At 63.9% G+C, this 17,541-nt stretch carries 18 protein-coding genes; 12 read left to right on the forward strand and 6 right to left on the reverse strand.

The genetic code is table 11. The features are described from left to right. Positions 1-9 precede the first annotated feature (9 nt). Genes NKH38_RS04000 through NKH38_RS04010 form a run of 3 tightly spaced genes read left to right on the forward strand, consistent with a single transcriptional unit; the run spans position 10 to position 2,072 of the window. Entirely contained in the window at positions 10-843 is an 834-nt protein-coding gene (locus NKH38_RS04000; protein ID WP_023728591.1) for a carbohydrate ABC transporter permease, read from the forward strand. Positions 844-855: 12 nt separating this feature from the next. Continuing rightward, a complete protein-coding gene (locus NKH38_RS04005) occupies positions 856-1,911 on the forward strand; it encodes an ABC transporter ATP-binding protein (RefSeq protein WP_023728592.1) in 1,056 nt (351 codons plus the stop codon). Then, positions 1,908-2,072, forward strand: a complete 165-nt coding sequence (locus tag NKH38_RS04010; protein ID WP_023728593.1) for a hypothetical protein — start codon at positions 1,908-1,910, stop codon at positions 2,070-2,072. Before NKH38_RS04005 ends, NKH38_RS04010 begins: the two co-directional genes overlap by 4 nt. Positions 2,073-2,094: 22 nt before the next feature. On the opposite strand, the gene ggt is transcribed toward NKH38_RS04010, so the two are convergent. The 5 genes from ggt to NKH38_RS04035 are packed head-to-tail and all read right to left on the reverse strand — an operon-like array spanning position 2,095 to position 8,642. Next, complete coding sequence (ggt, locus tag NKH38_RS04015) at positions 2,095-3,681, reverse strand: gamma-glutamyltransferase (protein WP_023728594.1); 1,587 nt, start codon at positions 3,679-3,681, stop codon at positions 2,095-2,097. A 35-nt stretch (positions 3,682-3,716) separates the two neighbouring features. Then, positions 3,717-5,018: an NAD(P)/FAD-dependent oxidoreductase gene (locus NKH38_RS04020; RefSeq protein ID WP_352759219.1), complete on the reverse strand. Its 1,302-nt coding sequence runs from the start codon at positions 5,016-5,018 to the stop codon at positions 3,717-3,719. A gap of 2 nt (positions 5,019-5,020) precedes the next feature. Continuing rightward, positions 5,021-6,403 carry a glutamine synthetase family protein gene (locus tag NKH38_RS04025; protein WP_352759221.1) on the reverse strand — a complete coding sequence of 461 codons (1,383 nt, stop codon included), beginning with the start codon at positions 6,401-6,403 and terminating at the stop codon, positions 5,021-5,023. Positions 6,404-6,409: 6 nt separating this feature from the next. After that, a complete protein-coding gene (locus NKH38_RS04030; protein WP_023698837.1) occupies positions 6,410-7,693 on the reverse strand; it encodes a glycosyltransferase in 1,284 nt (427 codons plus the stop codon). A gap of 10 nt (positions 7,694-7,703) precedes the next feature. Beyond that, positions 7,704-8,642, reverse strand: a complete 939-nt coding sequence (locus tag NKH38_RS04035; RefSeq protein ID WP_352759224.1) for a GntR family transcriptional regulator — start codon at positions 8,640-8,642, stop codon at positions 7,704-7,706. A gap of 235 nt (positions 8,643-8,877) precedes the next feature. Here NKH38_RS04035 and NKH38_RS04040 point away from each other — a divergent pair, with 235 nt between their 5' ends. From NKH38_RS04040 to NKH38_RS04080, 9 genes are all read left to right on the forward strand, one after another. Next, positions 8,878-9,942 carry a polyamine ABC transporter substrate-binding protein gene (locus NKH38_RS04040; RefSeq protein ID WP_023698839.1) on the forward strand — a complete coding sequence of 355 codons (1,065 nt, stop codon included), beginning with the start codon at positions 8,878-8,880 and terminating at the stop codon, positions 9,940-9,942. 94 nt (positions 9,943-10,036) lie between these two features. Further along, positions 10,037-10,879, forward strand: a complete 843-nt coding sequence (locus NKH38_RS04045) for an ABC transporter permease (protein WP_023712268.1) — start codon at positions 10,037-10,039, stop codon at positions 10,877-10,879. Between the two features lie 186 nt (positions 10,880-11,065). Beyond that, on the forward strand, positions 11,066-11,857 hold the full coding sequence (locus NKH38_RS04050; protein WP_023672946.1) for an ABC transporter permease: 792 nt from the start codon (positions 11,066-11,068) through the stop codon (positions 11,855-11,857). After that, on the forward strand, positions 11,854-12,927 hold the full coding sequence (locus tag NKH38_RS04055; RefSeq protein WP_352759228.1) for an ABC transporter ATP-binding protein: 1,074 nt from the start codon (positions 11,854-11,856) through the stop codon (positions 12,925-12,927). The genes NKH38_RS04050 and NKH38_RS04055 overlap by 4 nt, the downstream gene beginning before the upstream one ends. Positions 12,928-12,936: 9 nt before the next feature. Beyond that, positions 12,937-14,211, forward strand: coding sequence for a glycosyltransferase (locus NKH38_RS04060; RefSeq protein WP_352759231.1), 1,275 nt, complete (start codon positions 12,937-12,939; stop codon positions 14,209-14,211). Further along, positions 14,208-14,558, forward strand: a complete 351-nt coding sequence (locus tag NKH38_RS04065; RefSeq protein ID WP_023698843.1) for a cupin domain-containing protein — start codon at positions 14,208-14,210, stop codon at positions 14,556-14,558. Before NKH38_RS04060 ends, NKH38_RS04065 begins: the two co-directional genes overlap by 4 nt. Positions 14,559-14,579: 21 nt before the next feature. Continuing rightward, positions 14,580-14,921: a cupin domain-containing protein gene (locus tag NKH38_RS04070; RefSeq protein ID WP_023672950.1), complete on the forward strand. Its 342-nt coding sequence runs from the start codon at positions 14,580-14,582 to the stop codon at positions 14,919-14,921. A gap of 23 nt (positions 14,922-14,944) precedes the next feature. Next, on the forward strand, positions 14,945-15,289 hold the full coding sequence (locus NKH38_RS04075) for a cupin domain-containing protein (protein ID WP_023672951.1): 345 nt from the start codon (positions 14,945-14,947) through the stop codon (positions 15,287-15,289). Positions 15,290-15,309: 20 nt separating this feature from the next. Then, positions 15,310-16,818, forward strand: coding sequence for an aldehyde dehydrogenase family protein (locus NKH38_RS04080; RefSeq protein ID WP_352738079.1), 1,509 nt, complete (start codon positions 15,310-15,312; stop codon positions 16,816-16,818). Positions 16,819-16,873: 55 nt separating this feature from the next. Here the strand turns inward: NKH38_RS04080 and NKH38_RS04085 are convergent, their stop codons facing one another. Next, complete coding sequence (locus tag NKH38_RS04085) at positions 16,874-17,422, reverse strand: invasion associated locus B family protein (RefSeq protein ID WP_031196023.1); 549 nt, start codon at positions 17,420-17,422, stop codon at positions 16,874-16,876. Between the last annotated feature and the right edge of the window lie 119 nt (positions 17,423-17,541).

The following is a 17,541-nucleotide window of genomic DNA, read 5'->3' on the forward strand; positions in this document are numbered from 1 at the left end:
GGCGCTGCGATGATCGATCAATCCACCAACCGCGCCTGGAGGAGCTTTGCCTGGGCCGTGCTGCTCGTCGCCGTCGTGGTGGCGCTGACGCCTTATGTCTGGATGGTGCTGGCGTCGTTCAAGAACCGCGTCGATCTTCTGTCTTCTGTGCCGAAATGGATTTTTTCGCCGACGCTTGCCAACTATCCCGCCGTCTTCATCGACAAGGAATACTGGCCGCTGGCAATCAACTCGGTGCTGATCTCGGTGTCGTCTACGGTGCTCTGCATCGTCATCGGCGCGCCGGCTGCCTACGGCTTTGCCCGCTCCAATTTCCCCGGCAAGGAAGACCTGTTCTTCTTCTTCCTGACCACGCGCATGGCACCGCCGATCTCGATCGCCGTGCCGCTGTTCCTGTTCTTCACCTCGCTCGGCCTGATCGACACCATCTACGCCGTGGTGATCGCCCACACCTCCTTCAACCTGTCGCTCGTCGTCTGGATGATGCGCGGCTTCTTCGCCGAAATCCCCAGGGAGATCGACGAAGCCGCGATGATGGACGGCCGCTCGCGGCTCGGCGCATTCTTCTTCGTCGTCGCGCCGCTGGCCGCACCCGGCATGGGCGCCACAGCGGTGCTCTGCTTCATCCTGTCGTGGAACGAGTTCCTCTATGCCTTCATCCTCGTCGCTTTCGACGGGCGGCCGCTGACCGTCGGCATACCGGGGCTGGTGACGCCGCATGGCACGCTATGGGGCCAAGTCGCGGCGGTCGCCATCGTGGCGACGCTGCCGATCGTGCTTTTCACTTTCCTTGTCCAGAAACAGCTCGTCCGCGGCCTCACCTTCGGCGCGGTCAAGGGTTGAAGGGATCCTTGCATGGCAATTGTTTTCGACGGCGTCACCAAGGCCTTCCCGGACGGGACGGTGGCGCTGCAGGCGCTCGATCTTGCTTTCGAGCCCGGCGAATTCCTGGTTCTGCTCGGGCCCTCTGGTTCCGGCAAGACGACAGCCTGCCGGCTGCTCGCCGGGCTGGAGCGGCCGACCGCCGGGCGCATCATGGTCGAGGGCCTCGATGTCACCGACCTGCCGCCGCGCCTGCGCGGCATGGGCATGGTGTTCCAGAACTATGCGCTCTACAGCCATAAGAGCGTCTACGAGAACATCGCCTATCCCTTGCGCATCCGAAAGATGCCGGCCGCCGAGCTCGACCGCTGCGTCCGCGCCATGGCCGAGCTGCTCGAAATCACCCGTTACCTCGACCGCCGCCCTTCGCAATTGTCGGGCGGCCAGGCGCAGCGCGTCGCTGTGGCCCGCGCCCTGGTCTGGCAACCTAGCCTCTGTCTGATGGATGAGCCGCTGTCCAATCTCGACGCCTTGTTGCGGCTCCACATGCGCACCGAGCTGAAGCGGCTGCATCGCGAGCTGAAAAAGACCTTCGTCTTCGTCACCCACGACCAGGAAGAGGCGATGACGCTGGCGACCAGGGTCGCGGTGCTGCGCGAAGGCGCGCTGATCCAGTACGACGACCCGCGCGAGATTTATCGGCGGCCTGCCAATCGCTTCATCGCCGAATTCATCGGCCGTCCAGCGATGAACACGTTCGATGGCGATGTCCGCGCCGGCGTCTTCCACGCCAGCGGTTTCACTTGCCCGCTGCCGGGAAAGCCTGACGGCCCGATCGTGCTCGGCATTCGCCCGGAACAGATCCAGCTGGTCGACGCCTCCGCAAGCGATGCCATCCAGTTTGCCGTCGACGTCGTCGAACCGGTCGAGCCGGACGTCCTGATCTTCGCCAAGAGCGAGGCCAACGCGCTGATCGTCAGGACTGTGAATGACGATCGCGCTTTCGATCCCGGCCAGCCGCTTTATCTACGCTTTCCGCCGGCGGCGCTGCACACGTTCGATGCGGTTTCGGGAGCGCGGCTGCCGTGAGCTCGCTACTCGCTTTGGTGCCGCTGGCCGCCGCGGCACTTGTCTGGCGGCTGTTCTACAGCTTCAACCTGTCGCGGCGCTGGTTCTCGATGGGGGAACTCATCTTCTGGGACGCCATTGCACTGGTAATCCTGCAGCTTGTCTGGCTGATCTGGTTCTGAATGCGCATTCCAGCAACGCAGATCAGTAGCCCAGCGCACAACCGTCCTTGCGCGGATCGGAGGCACCGGTGAGCGTGCCCTTTTCCCAATCGATCAGCACCAACTGGCCGCCGCCATGCGGCTCCTCGGCGATCGAAACCTGATGGCCGCGCTGACGCAGGCCGGCGATCGCCTCAGCCGGAATCCCGCGCTCGGCCAGCACGGCATTGTCCTTGTAGAACACCCGTGGCGCATCCAGTGCCTGCTGCGGGTCCATCCCGAAATCGATCATGTTGGTCAACAGATGGACATGGCCGAACGGCTGGTAGCCGCCGCCCATCACCCCGAACGGCATCACCACCTTACCCCCTCGCGTCGCCATGCCAGGCATGATGGTGTGCATCGGTCGCTTTCGCGCCGCGATACGATTTGGATGGCCTTCCGTGAGGCGAAAACTGCTGCCGCGATTCTGCAGCACGACGCCTGTCTTGGGACCGACGACGCCGCTGCCGAAGGAACCGAAGGTCGAGTTGATGAAGCTGACTGCATTGCGGTCGCGGTCGACCACGGAGATATAGACCGTGTCGCTGCGCGGCAGCTCAAGCCGCGGCAGATGCGTCATGGCGCGGGCCGGATCGATGGCGGCGCGCAGCCGCTCCGCATAGGCTCCCGACAGCAGTTGTTCGACGGGGACCTGGACGAAATCCTGGTCGCCGATGAAAGTATCGCGGTCCTGGTAGGCAAGCCGGCCGGCTTCGATCTCGAGATGCAGCCGCTGGGCACTGTTCGGCTCCAACGAACCAAGGCTGAAGCCCGAAAGCACATTCAGCATGATCAGCGCCGTCATGCCCTGATTGTTCGGTGGCATCTGATGGATATCGTAGCCGCGATAGGACGTATTCACCGACGTGACGTAGTCGCCTTGGGTCTCGGCGAAATCCTCCAATGCATGCAGCCCGCCCAGCGCGCGAAGACGTTCCACCAGATCGTCCGCGACTTCACCTTCATAAAACCCTGCACGGCCTCGGTTGGCGATGATGCGCAAGGTGTCCGCCAAGTGCGGCTGCCGATGCACATCGCCGGCTTGCGGCGCCCTTCCCTCGGGCAGGAATATGCGCGCGGCATGTTCATCGGCTGAGAGCAGGGCGACCTCGTCGGCCCAGTCGAAGGCGACGCGATCATGAACGACATAGCCTTGTTCGGCATAGCGAATGGCTGGCGCCAGCGCGGCGTCGATGCCCTTTTTTCCGTGGTCCTCGAGTAGCCGGCACCATGCATCGATGGCGCCTGGTATGGTGACGGCATGCGGTCCGGCCGCAGGCAGTTCGCCATGGCCCCGCTCCAGATACCAATCGGCATTTGCAGCAGCAGGCGACCGCCCCGAGCCGTTGAAGGCCAGCACCTCGCCCTCGCTTTTGGGACTGTAGAGCACAAAACAGTCGCCGCCGATGCCGGTCGATTGCGGCTCGACGACGCCTTGCACCGCCGCCGCGCAGACGGCGGCGTCCATCGCATTTCCGCCTGAGCGCAGCATGTCGATGGCGGCCAGCGTCGCCAGCGGATGCGATGTCGCCGCCATAACTTCCGTTGCGCGAACCGGCGAGCGGCCGGGGAACTGAAAATCACGCATGCAATCCTCCGATGATCCACCCGCCGGTACTAACCTCAATGCTTGATACGGTCGCGCATGGCGTACCACAACATCCCCAGCACATAGAGCGGGCCCCGCAGCGCCGTACCGCCCGGGAACGGCATCGGCGTCAGCGTCGAGAACAGGTCCAGCCGCGAGGCGTCGCCCGTAATCGCTTCGGCCAAGAGCTTGCCCGACAGCGTTGACAGGATGACGCCCTTGCCGGAATAGCCATGCGCGAAATAGACCTCGCCATAGTGCCCGACATGCGGCAGCCGCGACGTGGTCACCGACACCAGGCCGCCCCAGGCATGATCGATGCGGCAGCCCTTCAGTTGCGGGAAGGTGGCCTCCATGTGCGGCCGCACGAAGCCGGCGATGTCGGCCGGCGGCGATGGCGTGTAGCGCTCGCCGCCGCCGAACAGCAGCCGACCGTCCGCCGACATGCGGTAGTAGTTGACGACGAAGCGTGTGTCGGACACCGCGACATTGGCCGGGATCACATTGTGTTTGCCCTCCAGCGGTTCGGTGGCGACGATATAGTTGCCTACCGGCATGATGCAGCTGTTGACGCGCGGCTCCAGCCCATGCAGCAGCGCATCGCCCGCCAGCACGACATGCCTGGCCCTGACCGAACCCTTTGATGTCGAGACCCGGATCGAAGGTTCGCGCTCAAGTTTCACCGCCACCGAATTCTCGTGGATGACGACACCGGCCGCCACGGCGGCACGGGCAAGGCCGAGCGTGTAGTTCAGCGGATGCATATGGCCGCCGAGCGGCTCATACATCGCGCCATGATAGGGCGTGTCCACCTTGCCGCGTGCCTGCGCCGCCGACAGGATCTCGACGTCGCGGAACTTCATCACGCTCTCGAGGCATTTGGCCTCGTCTTCGAGATCCCTGAGGTCGGAGCCATTAACGGCACCGACGAGGTGGCCGGTCAGCCACAGATCGCAGTCGATGGCGTGGCGCTCGATGATGTCGAGCACCAGGCCCCGCGCCTCGAAGGCGAGATCGAACAGCGCCTTCGCCGGCTCGGGGCCATAGAGCTTGACCAGCCCCTTGGCGCCTTTGCGCAGGCCGGGGATCATCTGGCCGCCATTGCGGCCCGACGCGCCCCAGCCGATCTTGCCGCCTTCGAGCAGCACTACTTTCAGGCCGCGCTCGGCGGCATGAAGGGCGGCCGACAGGCCGGTGCAGCCGCCACCGACCACCACCAGATCGGCGCCGACATCTCCCACCAGCGCCGGATGGTCCGGCGCCGGATTGGCGGTGGCGACATAATAGGAATTGCCGATATCGAAGCTCGAATTGAAACCCGTTGAGCCGGAGGCCATGATCACACCTTCAGCAGCAAATGGTCGCGTTCCCAGCTCGTCACCACGCTCTGGAACAGGTCGAGTTCGACGCTCTTGACGCGCAGATAGGTCTGGAAAAAATCCTCGCCGAGCAATGCCCGCACCGGCTCGCAAGCAATGAAACGATCAAGCGCCTCCTCCATCGTTTTCGGCAGCGTGCTTTTGATCTTGTAGGCATTGCCCGAGGCCTCAGCCGAGCGCGCCAGCTTCTGCTCGACGCCGAGATAGCCGGCAAGCAGCGAACCGGCGATCGCCAGATAGGGATTGCAATCCGCTCCCGGCAAGCGGTTCTCTACCCGCCGGGCGGCGCGGCCACCTGCCGGCACGCGCAGGCCGCAAGAGCGGTTGTCATGCGACCATTCGATGTTGGCCGGTGCGCTGTGGTTCGGCCGGATGCGGCGGAACGAGTTCACGTTGGGTGCGAACAGCGGCATGATCTCGGGCACATATCTCTGCAGGCCGCCGATGAAATGGCCGAACATTTCGGTGTCTGCATCATCTCTGTCGGCAAACAGCGCGGCGCCTGTCGTTTCATCGACGACAGACATGTGCAGATGCATCGAACTGCCGGCCTGCGCGGCGATCGGCTTGGCCATGAAGGTGGCGTGCATGCCGCTCTGCTGCGCCGCTTGGCGAGTCAGCCGCTTGAACAGCAGCACCTGGTCGGCGAGTGGCACCGCGTCGCCGTGCAGCAGATTGATCTCCAGCTGCGCGGTGCCCGATTCATGGATCAGCGTGTCGAGCGGCAGGCCGGCGGCTGCGGCATAATCATAGACGCGCCTTATCACCGGCTCGAATTCTTCCAGCGCCACCATGTCATAGGGATGCTGCGAGCCCTCGGCGCGGCCATTGGCGCCAACCGGTGCCGTCAGCGGCTGGTCGGGATTCGGATTGGGCGCGGCCAGATAGAATTCGACTTCCGGCGCCACCACCGCGCGCCAACCGCGCTTCCGGTAGAGATCGAGCACGGCGCGCAGCACATGTCGTGGCGAGGCCATCCAGGGCTTGCCTTCCATGTGGAAGGCGTCGGCGAAGACATAGGCTTTGCCAGCGCCACCGCCCGGCGCCAGGCACAGCGTCGACATATCAGGCACCATGCGCATATCCGGGTCTTGATAGGCAAAGCCTTCGTCGATCGAACCGGAGTAGCGGCCATCGATGCTGACCAGGAAAGCGCTGCTCGGCAGATAGAGCGCGCGGTCTTCCAGCGCCTTGAGGAATTTCACCGTCGGCAGCGCCTTGCCGCGCAGCACGCCATTCATGTCGGGCACCAGGCACTCGACCTCCGTGATGCCGTGCTGGGCGAGCCAGGCCTTGGGATCGTTGCCGGTGAAGAGAGCGGTGTTGGTATTTTTGTCCTGCATTTTGGTTCACGTACCTATGAGAGAGAGTATGGCTTGCGCGGCCACATCCGTTCCAGGGGTCAGCGCCATCTTGGCAGCATTGTCCCTGAGGCGGGCGCGCATCGCATCGTCGGCCAGCAGGCCGAGAATGGCTCTCTCCAATCCCCCTTCGGTCCAGGCGTCGCGGCCGATATGGTCGCCGACACCTGTCTCTCCCGCGCGTTGCGCATTGTCGTGACCGTCCCAGCAATAGGGCATGATCAGCGACGGCACGCCGAAGCGCAGCGCCTCGCAAAAGCTGTTGTTGCCGCCATGGTGGATGAACAGGTCCGACTTCGCCACCACCGAAGGCTGCGGAAACCAGGCGTCGAGATAGACATTGTCCGGCACCGCGCGATAGGCGTCGCGCAGGCCGCCGGCATTGACGATGAAGCGCGCCGGCAGCCTGTCGAAGACGGCGAGCATGCGCTCGATCAGCCCGACATCCATCGCGCCGAGGCTGCCGAAGCTGACATAGACCAGCGGGCCGCCATTGCGCGGAAACACCGGCACCTCGAATGGCCCTTCCGAACGCACGCAGCCTTCGAGATAGACAAAGCGTTTGGGGTCGAGCGGCTCGGCCCGCTCACGCCGTACGATCGCTGGCGTCAGCAGCAGATTGAGGTCGGGTGATGTCTCGAGGAACAGGCCCTTGGGCAACGGCGCCAGGCCGGCATCCGCACGAAAACGGTTGAAGCGCTCATGCGCGGGTGCGGAGGCCGCGAGATAGCGCGCTTCGAACGCCGCACGTTGCGGGTCGTCGGCACCCATCCCCGAGAGATAGGGCGGCACCTCGGCATCCGGCAGTTCCGTCTCGGCACAGGAGACGACGCGCACCCACGGGCAGCCGGCGGCGGCGATCGCCGGGAACATGATGACGTTGTCGAGCACCACCGCGTCCGGCTTCAGCCGCGCCAGCAATTGGCGCAGCGGCGCCTCGGCGTTGACGGCGGTGTCGACGATCGCTTGCCAGGTCGGCGCGACATAGGTCTCGAGCTGGTCGATCGGGCTCAGCCGGAAATGCGGCAGGTGCCGGCGCACGAAGGCCTGCCAATAGCTCTGGCGGTCGCTGTCGCTCAGCGGCTCATCCGTCGGCAGATGGTATTCCTGGAAGCCATAGTCGGTAAAGACGCCGGAGAAGCCGGCATGGCAGATGAAGACGGGGCGAGCGCCCCGTGCGCGCAATGCCTGTGCGATACCGACGCAATTCAACGCGGCGCCGAAACTGGCTTCGGGAAACAGCGCGATGGTCGGGCTGGCTTTACGCGTCAATTATTCCTCTTCAATCCGGCCGGCTGATCATGCTGAACAGTGCGGGAGCTCCGCGGCTGGCTGCTTGCGGTCGCTGGCTGCGGGAGAGCCGCAGGTGGATGCGAAGCAGATCGGCAGCCACCTCATACTGCCGGCTTTCAAGATAGTCGAGTATGCCCGAGTGTTCGCGCAACGATTGCCGCAGCCGAAACACGTTGACGCCGGAATAGATGCCCGGCAGCCGGCGCAGGCGGAGATGATCGGCCAATGCATCCGACACAAAACGGTTGGCGCAGCCCTCGGCGATAATGCCATGAAAATCCATGTCCAGCCGCTGGAACTCGCGCGTGTCGAATGTCTCGTCCGGCAGCGCTGCAAGCGCTTCCATGCCTTGCCGCAACATTGCTGCCCGCGCCCCGTCCAGCCGAAAGCCTGGCGTCAGGATGGCCGCCGGCTCCAGCACCAGGCGGAACTCGTAGCTTTCGCCTTGCGCCTCCGGATCGTCCGGCGCGCGGCGAAACAACCAGGATTGCCCAGGCGCACGATCCAGAAGATTCTCGTCAGTCAGTTTGTTAAGTGCTTTTAGTACCGTCTTGCGATCAGCGTCGTAGCGTCGCATCAGCCCCGCGATGGTCACCGTCTGGTCCAACCGTCGCGCCGAGCGGTCGCGCAGGATGGCTTCGGCGAGCTCGTCTTCCTCCGCACTGGGTAGTTCGGCGGCAATGGCGGGCTGGGCGGCGAGGTCGACCGTCAGATGATAACCGCTGTCGGCCTCCCAGCGCACCACGCCCCGTTCCGCGAGCAGGCCGAGTGCGGCGCGTACGGGCGTGCGCGAGACATTGCACAGCGAGGCGATCTGCTGTTCGGGCAGGCGGGCGCCAGGCTCGAAGCCACGCTGCCGCGCCACATCCAGGATGCGCTGCGCCAGATCGAGATGGTTGGTGCGAGGTCGTCTGGCTACGGCTTGCATGACTTTTCTCGAATGCGAATGTGGCGCATTGGTCTGGCTGATCGCCGGAACAGGGACAATCGGCCAAATTCCTCCGTCGGTTGACAGATTATGGATTGACGTACTTTTTTCTGCAATAGTACTGTCGGCACAATCGGCGAGAAAAGACCGAGGGAACAGGATCGAGGCAGGCGCGCGCGTCGCCGGCCTTGGTCCGGCAAATGATTTCGACGATCAAACCGAATGGGAGACTGCCATGACCGCTACCAGCCTGCGGCGCCGTGCGCTCAATACATCCTCAATCGCTCTCGGTCTCGCCCTGACGCTCTCGGGGCCGGCCGCCGCAGCCGACCTCGTTATTTCGAACTGGGATGGGTACATGGCACCCGACGCCATGGCCGCTTTCAAGACCGCCACCGGCGTTGCCGGCGAAGTGGTGGTGCACGCCACCAATGAAGAGATCATGGGCAAGCTGATTGCCGCCGGCGGCAAGGGCTATGACGTGGTCTTCGTCTCCTCGCCCTTCGCCGAAGTATTAAACAAGCTTGGCCTGACCGAGCCGATCGACCATGCCAAGATCCCCAACCTCGCCAACCTCTATCCCGAAGCGACCAAGCTGCCGCACGATGCCGGCAACGCTTTCTCCGTGCCTTACACCTGGGGCACGACGGGCCTCTGCTACCGCTCTGACCTTGTCAAGACGGCGCCCACGAGCTGGAGCGACCTGCTCGCCCCTTCCGACGAGATGAAGGGCAAGACCACCATGCTGGCGACCGATCGCTGGCTGCTGGCCGCCGGGCAGCTCGACAAGGGCTATTCGGTCAACGAGACCGACCCGGCCAAGATGGCCGAGGTCAAGGACCTCCTGATCTCCGCCAAGAAGACCCTGCTCGCCTATGACGACACCACCTTCTATTCCAAGCTGGTTTCCGGCGAGGCGCTGATGGTGCAGGCCTGGGACGGCTGGTGCAATTACGGCATCGCCGACAAGCCGGAGATCAAATACGTCATCCCTAAAGAAGGTTCGGACCTGTGGGTCGACACGATGGTGGTGATGAAGGCGTCCGAGCACAAGGACGACGCCTTCAAGTTCATCAACTTCATGCTCGACGCCAAGAACCACGCCTGGGCGGCGCAGAACATCGACTACAAGGTGCCGAACAAGCCGGCGATGGAAAGCCTGCCGGCCGACTTCCTGGCCAAATTCCCCAACATGGCGATGCCGGTGGCCGATCTCGTCAAGTTCGAGCAGTTGCGTGACGTCGGCGAAGCCCAGCGCGACTATTCCAAGATCGTCAGCGAGATCAAGGCCGCGCAGTAAGCGGCGCAGACTTCACGGCCGGCAGCACTTCTGCCGCCGGCCCTGAGCGGTACCCGAGAAATTGTCCCAGACCCGACTTCGTTCCTCTCTGCTGATGGCCCCGGCGCTGGTCTGGCTGACCGCGCTGATGGTTATCCCATGCGCCCTGGTGCTGGCGCTCGCCTTCTTCCGGCGCGGCGTCTATGGCGGCATCGACTACACTTTGACGCTGGAAAATTTCGGGTTGGTCTTCGACCCGCTCTATGCCGGCATCTTACTCAAATCGGCGCGTATCGCCGGCACCGCGACCCTGATCGCGGTGGTGATCGGCTATGCCGCCGCCTATGCGATCGCGGCCGCCCCGCGCCGGTGGCAGCCGGTGTTCCTGTTTTTCGCCGTGCTGCCGTTCTGGTCCAACTACCTGATCCGCACCTATGCCTGGATCGTGCTGCTGAACCGCGAAGGCCTGATCACCCAGCTCTTGCGCTGGTTCGGCTACACCGGCGAACCGCCCTCGATGCTCTATACCGAAGGCTCGGTCATCGCAGGCCTCGTCTACAACTATCTGCCCTTCGTCATCCTCGCCTGCTACGCGCCGCTGTCACGCCTCAACCCGGAACTGGCCGAGGCCTCACGCGATCTCGGCGCCTCCGCTGCCACCACCTTCCGACGTGTCATCCTGCCGCTGACCGTGCCCGGCATCGCTGCGGGTGCTGTCTTCGTCTTTGTGCTGTCGATCGGCAATTTCGTCACCCCGGCGCTGCTTGGCGGCGGCCGCTTCCAGATGATCGGCAACCTCGTCTACGACCAGTTCCTGACCGCCAATGACTGGCCGTTTGGCGCGGCATTGGCGATGGCGCTGATCGCCATCATGCTTCTGGTGCTGATGGCGCAGGCGCTCGCCGCCGACCGCGCCGCGGGGCGTGCGGCTGAGGCAAGGGGTGACGCCTATGGCTGAGCGCCGCGCAATTCTTGCCTTCTCCCCGTTCACCGGGAGAAGGTGCCCCGAAGGGGCGGATGAGGGGCGGCGTCAACCTTTGCGACGCTCAACGCTGCCCCCCGTCTGCCTGCCGGTAGCTTCTACCCGCGAACAGGGAGAAGGACTCTGGTCGTTCGCTTGCCCTCCAATTGTCGGAGGCCGGCGATGACCCATTCCTTCACCCGTACGCTCGGCATGCGGACGATCCTCACCCTCGTCTTCGCCTTCCTCTACATCCCGATCGCCGTGCTGGTGGCGCTGTCCTTCAACGAAGGCGGATTGCCGACGGCATGGTCGGGCTTTTCGCTGAAATGGTATGCCTCGCTGGCCGGCAATTCCGCAATCCTTTCCGCTGCGCTCAACACGCTGATCGTGGCGTTGGTCTCCACGGCCATCGCCACGCTGCTCGGCACGCTGCTGGCCATCGGCATCGAGATGCGCCGGCAATACGGCAGGGGTCTCGAGGCGCTGATCTTCGCACCGATGATCATCCCCGACATCGTCCTGGCGATCGCTCTGCTGTCGTTCTTCTCCATGCTAAACCTGACCATGGGCCTGCACACCATCATCCTCGCCCATGTCGTCTTCAACCTCGCCTTCGTCTGCTCGGTGGTGCGCGCAAGGCTAAAGAGTTTCGACTGGTCGATCGTCGAGGCCTCCGCCGACCTCGGCGCCTCGGCTCTGACCACCTTCCGGCGTGTGACATTGCCGGTCATCGCGCCGGCAGTGATTGCCGGCGCTCTGCTTGCCTTCACGCTCTCGGTCGACGAGTTCATCATCGCCTTCTTCACCGCCGGTGCCGGCCGCGCCTCGACGACGCTGCCGATGCAGATCTACGCCATGATCCGCTTCGGCATCACGCCGGAGATCAACGCGCTGGCGACCATCGTCATGGCGGTATCCATCACCGCGCTGACCCTGTCGCAGCGGCTCAACCGTGGGATCATCGGCCAATGAGCGAACCGCGCACGCTGCTGGCCATTGATAACGTTTCGAAGAAGTTCGGCCGGGTCACCGCCGTCGACGGCATCTCGCTCGACATCCGCGAAAACGAGTTCTTCGCGCTGCTTGGACCCTCCGGCTGCGGCAAGACCACGCTGCTGCGCATGCTGGCCGGCTTCGAGACGCCAACCGACGGCCGCATACTGCTCGATGGCAAGGACATCGCCCGGACCCCGCCCAACAAGCGGCCGGTCAATCTGATGTTCCAGTCCTACGCGCTGTTCCCGCATATGAGCGTGCGCGCCAATGTCTCCTACGGGTTGGAGATGGAGCGCTTGCCGAAAGCTGAAATCCGTTCCCGCGTCGAGGCCATTCTGGCCACCACCGAGCTTCTCCCCTTCGCCGACCGTAAGCCTGAGCAATTGTCGGGTGGCCAGAAGCAGCGCGTCGCGCTCGCCCGCGCGCTGGTCAAACGGCCTCGGTTGCTGCTGCTCGACGAACCGCTCGGGGCGCTCGACAAGAAACTGCGCGGCGCCATGCAGTTGGAGCTGAAGCGCCTGCAGCACGAAGTCGGCATCACCTTCGTCATCGTCACCCACGACCAGGAAGAGTCACTCGTCATGGCCGACCGCATGGCGGTGCTCAAGGACGGCCAGTTGCTGCAATGCGACGCGCCGCATGCGATCTACGAGCATCCCGCCGACCGTTTCGTCGCCGACTTCATCGGCGTGATGAATTTCGTACCGGGCAAGGTGTCTGCGGATGGCGTGATCGCCGCGAACGGCGCGCGCATTGCCGGCAAGGTTCCCGCCGCGCTTTCACCCGGCGCTTCCGCCGTGGCCTCGGTGCGACCCGAACGCATCCGGCTGTTCCCGTCACCCGAGACCGCCAACCGCACCGCCGGCATGGTCGAGGCGCTGGCCTATCACGGGCTGGACCTGCAGTTGCATATCCGCACGCCTCTGTCGCCAAAACCATTTCTGGTGCGCGTCACCGCCGATGCCGCCGACCGCCGGCCGGTCTCGTCGGGCGATCAGGTCGAACTCGGCTGGGACGCCGCCGATGTCAGAATTTTTCAGGAATAGGAGAGCTTGATGGCGCAGAAGACGATCGCGTTTTTTCCCGAAGCGGCCTACGGCCCGGCGCTCAATTCGGTCGGCATCGCGCAAGCGGTCGAGGCGCGCGGCCATAAGGCAGTGTTCCTGTCCGACCCCGGCTTTGTCGATGTCTACAAGGGTTACGGCTTCGAAGCGCATCCGGTGAACCTGTCGGAGCCGATGCCGCCCGAGCAGATGGCGAAATTCTGGGAAGACTTCATCAACGGCCACATCCCGAACTTCCGCAAATCGCCCTACGATCAGGTCGACAATTACGTGAAGGATTGCTGGACCGCGATCGTCGACAGCGCCAAATGGGCGCAGAAGGATTTGACGCGAGTCCTGGCCGCCATCAAGCCTGATGTCATTTGCGTCGACAATGTGATCCTGTTTCCGGCCATCAAACAGTTCGGCAAGCCTTGGGTGCGCGTCATCTCCTGCTCGGAAAACGAGATCGAGGATGAGGACATCCCGCCGCATCTCTCCGGTTGCGGCGAGAACGACCATGTCGGCCACCAGCGCTATCGCGATCATTTCAATGCGGTGATCAAGCCGATCCACGACGACTTCAACGCCTTCCTCACCGCAAACAATGAAGCGCCATACCCGGTCGGTCAGTTCTTCGAGGCCTCGCCCTATCTCAATCTCCTGCTCTATCCCGAAGCGGCAAAGTTCAAACGCCGCCATCCGCTTGATACGACGAAATTCCAGTATCTCGAAGGCTGCGTGCGGCAGGAAAAGCCATACGCCGTGCCGACCTTCGCCGAGAACAATGACGGGCCGCTGCTCTATGTCTCCTTCGGCAGCCTCGGCGCCGGCGATGTCGATTTGTTGAAGCGCATCATCACAACACTGGGCAAGACCCGTTACCGCGCGCTGGTCAATGTCGGCGGCTACAAGGACCAGTACACGGATGTGCCGGGCAACGTCATCGTCGAGAGCTGGTTTCCGCAGCCTTCGGTCATTCCGCAAGTCGATGCGGTCATCCACCATGGCGGCAACAACTCGTTCACAGAGTGCCTCTATTTCGGCAAGCCGGCCATCATCATGCCCTATGTCTGGGACGGCCACGACAACGCCACCCGCGTCCAGGAAACCGGCCACGGCTTCGGTATGCCGCGCTACGACTGGAGCGACGCCCAGCTGATCAGCAGGATCGAAGCCTGCCTGACTGACACCAAGATGAAGATCAGGCTGGCGAAGACCTCGGCGCAGATGCAGGCCCAGAACGGGCCTGAGAAGGCAGCCGGGCTGCTGGAGGCGCTGCTGTGACCTCCTCCGCCCCACACCTCTACCAAGCCTCCACCCGCACCGACCTCGTCGACTGGGGCGCCCAGTCCGACGCGCTGGACGGCGCGTCGCACTCGACCGGCAGGCTTGTCCACAAAGCACCCAACAACCAGCCGGAATCCGGCATCTGGGTCTGCACGCCCGGCCGCTGGCGGCTCTCGATTCCGCGCGACGAATTGTGCCATTTCGTCGCCGGCCGCGCGACGTACCGGTCGGATGCCGGGGAGGTGGTAGAAGTCGCAGCCGGGACCGTGGTCATGTTCCCTGCCGGCTGGACAGGCGAATGCACCGTGCATGAGACCATGCGCAACGTCTACATGCTGGCTTGAACAGCAACGGAGCTTCCCAATATGCCGACACCGCACTGGCCAAAGGCCTCGACCGTGAAACTGGAGGACTGGGGCGGGGGCAGCAACACGCTTGCCGGCTCGCCGCGCGCCTCGGGCAGGATCCTCTCGCAGAACCCGGACGGCTCAAGCGAATGCGGCCTGTGGTCGTGCACGCCAGGCAGCCGCAAGGTTACCTTTGCCGCCGACGAGTTCTGCCATTTCCTGTCGGGCCGCGGGACCTATGTCCGCGAGAATGGCGAAGAGATCCCGGTCGAGGCCGGCATGCTGGTGTTCTTCCCCGCCGGCTGGGCCGGCACCTCCACCATCACGCAAACACTGACCAAGGCCTTCATGTGCCGCTGAGCACTTTTTTAAAGGAAATCGCCATGACCACGCCCATCATGCAATCCCCGCTTGCCATCACCGACCTCGTCGACTGGGGCGTCATCCCGACCATGATCGAGGGCGTGTCCCACACCTCGGGCAAGCTGCTCTACAAGGGGCCGGAGGGCCGTTCGGAATGCGGCCTGTGGGTCTGCACCCCCGGCAAATGGCACTGCCATGTCACCCGCGACGAGTTCTGCCACTTCCTCGAGGGCCGCTGCACCTATGTGCACGAATCGGGCGAGGTCATCCAGATCGAGCCGGACACGGCGGCGTTCTTTCCTCAGAATTGGAAAGGCGTCTGCACCGTCCATGAGACCATCAAGAAGGTCTACATGATCCGCTGAGCGGACCTGAAAGGACGACCATGCAATTCTCCGCTGAACGGCCGGCTTTCTTCGTCAATCCGGACTACCGGCCGATGACCGGCACGGCAAAACCGGTGATCGATCCGGCGACGCTGGAGACCGTCGGCTCGATCTCCGCCGCAACGGACGGTGAGGTCGATGCGGTGCTGTGTGCCGCAACCACGGCACAAGCCGCCTGGAAGCAGCTCGATGCCAAGAGCCGGGCAAAGCATCTGCATGCGGTCGCCAACGCCATCGAGGCGGCGGACTTCACGCGCTGCGCCGAGCTGATGGTGCGCGAGATGGGCAAGCCCTATCCCGAAGCGATCGGCGAGATCGCCAATTGCGCGCCGATCTTCCGCTACTATGCCGAGATGGCGCGCGACGACGCCGGCAAGATCGCCGGTACGACGCAGGCCGGGTCGTTCCAGTATGCGCGCTACGAGCCGTATGGCGTCTCCGTGCACATCATGCCTTACAACTTCCCGATCCTGCTGATGTGCTGGACCGTCGCGGCCTCGCTTGCCGCCGGCAACGGCTGCGTCATCAAGCCGGCCGAAGCGACGACGCTGTCGACGCTGGACTACATGACGGTGTTCCGTTCACTGCCGGAAGGGCTGGTCGCCTGCCTGCCTGGCACGGCCGCCACCGCGCAGGCGCTGATCGCCTCCGAACGCATCCACGCTGTCGCCTTCACCGGCTCGGTCGCCGCCGGCAAAGCCGTGGCAGTCGCCTGCGCCGAGCGCATGAAGCCTTGCGTCATCGAAGCCGGCGGCAGCGATCCGCTGATCATCAGCGAGCACGCGCCGCTCGACGTGGCGGCTGCCGGCAGCGTCACCGCCGCCTTCCACCTGACCGGCCAGGTCTGCACCTCGGCCGAACGCTTCTTTGTCGTCGACTCGGTTCACGATCGCTTCGTCGAGCTGTTCGCCGAGAAGACGCGGGCGCTGCGCATCGGCAATGGCATGGACAAGACCGAGATCGGCCCGCTGGTCAGCGAAGCCGCCCGGGCGAAAGTGATGCGGCTGGTCGATGATGCTATCAGCAACGGCGCTATAGCCGTTGCCGGCGGGCGCATTCCGCCGGCGCACAACACTGGCTGGTTCTACGAGCCAACGATCCTGACCGGCGTCACCCCCGATATGGCGATCGTGCGCGAAGAGTGTTTCGGACCGGTCGCCGCGATCTGCCGCGTCAAGGATTTCGACGAGGCGATCCGGCTTGCCAATGACAGCCCGTTCGGCCTCGGCGCCTCGGTGTTCACCACCGACCTCGCCGAGGCGCATGAGGCGGCCGAGCGGCTCGAGGCCGGCATGGTCTGGGTCAACAACCCGCTGATCGACAATGACGCCTTGCCCTTCGGCGGCTGGAAGGCATCAGGCCTTGGCCGCGAGCTGGGACGCCAGGGACTCGACGCCTTCCGACGCTCCAAGATGGTCATCATCGACCACAGACCGGCGATCCAGGACTGGTGGTATCCTTACCCCGACAGCTGGTTCCGCGAGACAGGCGGCCGCAAGCACGTGTGAGTCCGGCCAGTCCAAAACGTAAGCTGATGCTTACGCATCTGCCGAGATAGGCCGGCTATTTCAACGCTTGAAGCTTGTCGATCGCGGCAGTGAATCCGGCAAGCGAGACCGGAATGGTCACCGGCTTGCGCGTCACCGACTCCATGCCGATGTTCAGGTTGGTTCCCGATTTCATCGCCTTGACGAGGTCCGCCGACAAAGGGGTCGCGGCATAGGCGCCGTTCTGGTCGCTGGTCTGGATGGCAATGGTCGTCTTCTGCCCCTGGTCGATCTGGTACGAGGCGCCGGAAGGCAGGAACAGCCCGTGCGGCAAGGCCAGCAGCATGGCGAGGTTGCCATTGCCGTTGTCGCGGCGAACCGTAACGGTAAGAACGCGCTGCCCCGTCTTGGCCTCGGTAAGGTTTTGGGAGACCTGGCATTGAAGCTCGATGCCGGCCGATCCGCTGGCGCAGTTTAGCGCCCACGGATTGCCTTCTGCAGGCTTGGTCTCGGCAGATGTGGTTGACTTCGGCTCTTCGGCAAGCGCCGACCCTGCCGTCACGACCAGCCATAGCGCGCCGACCCAGGCGGCCCGGCCACAAACGGTTCTCAGCAATGAAGCCACCCGATCCTCGTCGTGTCAGGGTTTCGCCGAGCCCGTTGATACAACAGCCGAGCCTGGCGGGGAAGCCAATACGGTACATGAGCTCGGGCTAAATTACTGTTGCTGAATTGTCACAATAA

It is taken from the genome of Mesorhizobium sp. M1078 (genome assembly GCF_040318615.1).
Lineage (GTDB): Bacteria > Pseudomonadota > Alphaproteobacteria > Rhizobiales > Rhizobiaceae > Mesorhizobium.

Excerpts from the sequence above, each read along its gene's own strand:
- NKH38_RS04070 (WP_023672950.1), top strand. The coding sequence starts at position 14,580 with ATGCCGACACCGCACTGGCCAAAGGCCTCGACCGTGAAACTGGAGGAC.
- NKH38_RS04025 (WP_352759221.1), bottom strand. The coding sequence starts at position 6,403 with ATGCAGGACAAAAATACCAACACCGCTCTCTTCACCGGCAACGATCCC.
- ggt (WP_023728594.1), bottom strand. The coding sequence starts at position 3,681 with ATGCGTGATTTTCAGTTCCCCGGCCGCTCGCCGGTTCGCGCAACGGAA.
- NKH38_RS04080 (WP_352738079.1), top strand. The coding sequence starts at position 15,310 with ATGCAATTCTCCGCTGAACGGCCGGCTTTCTTCGTCAATCCGGACTAC.
- NKH38_RS04040 (WP_023698839.1), top strand. The coding sequence starts at position 8,878 with ATGACCGCTACCAGCCTGCGGCGCCGTGCGCTCAATACATCCTCAATC.
- NKH38_RS04060 (WP_352759231.1), top strand. The coding sequence starts at position 12,937 with ATGGCGCAGAAGACGATCGCGTTTTTTCCCGAAGCGGCCTACGGCCCG.
- NKH38_RS04000 (WP_023728591.1), top strand. The coding sequence starts at position 10 with ATGATCGATCAATCCACCAACCGCGCCTGGAGGAGCTTTGCCTGGGCC.
- NKH38_RS04005 (WP_023728592.1), top strand. The coding sequence starts at position 856 with ATGGCAATTGTTTTCGACGGCGTCACCAAGGCCTTCCCGGACGGGACG.
- NKH38_RS04050 (WP_023672946.1), top strand. The coding sequence starts at position 11,066 with ATGACCCATTCCTTCACCCGTACGCTCGGCATGCGGACGATCCTCACC.
- NKH38_RS04075 (WP_023672951.1), top strand. The coding sequence starts at position 14,945 with ATGACCACGCCCATCATGCAATCCCCGCTTGCCATCACCGACCTCGTC.
- NKH38_RS04045 (WP_023712268.1), top strand. The coding sequence starts at position 10,037 with ATGGCCCCGGCGCTGGTCTGGCTGACCGCGCTGATGGTTATCCCATGC.
- NKH38_RS04035 (WP_352759224.1), bottom strand. The coding sequence starts at position 8,642 with ATGCAAGCCGTAGCCAGACGACCTCGCACCAACCATCTCGATCTGGCG.
- NKH38_RS04055 (WP_352759228.1), top strand. The coding sequence starts at position 11,854 with ATGAGCGAACCGCGCACGCTGCTGGCCATTGATAACGTTTCGAAGAAG.
- NKH38_RS04020 (WP_352759219.1), bottom strand. The coding sequence starts at position 5,018 with ATGGCCTCCGGCTCAACGGGTTTCAATTCGAGCTTCGATATCGGCAAT.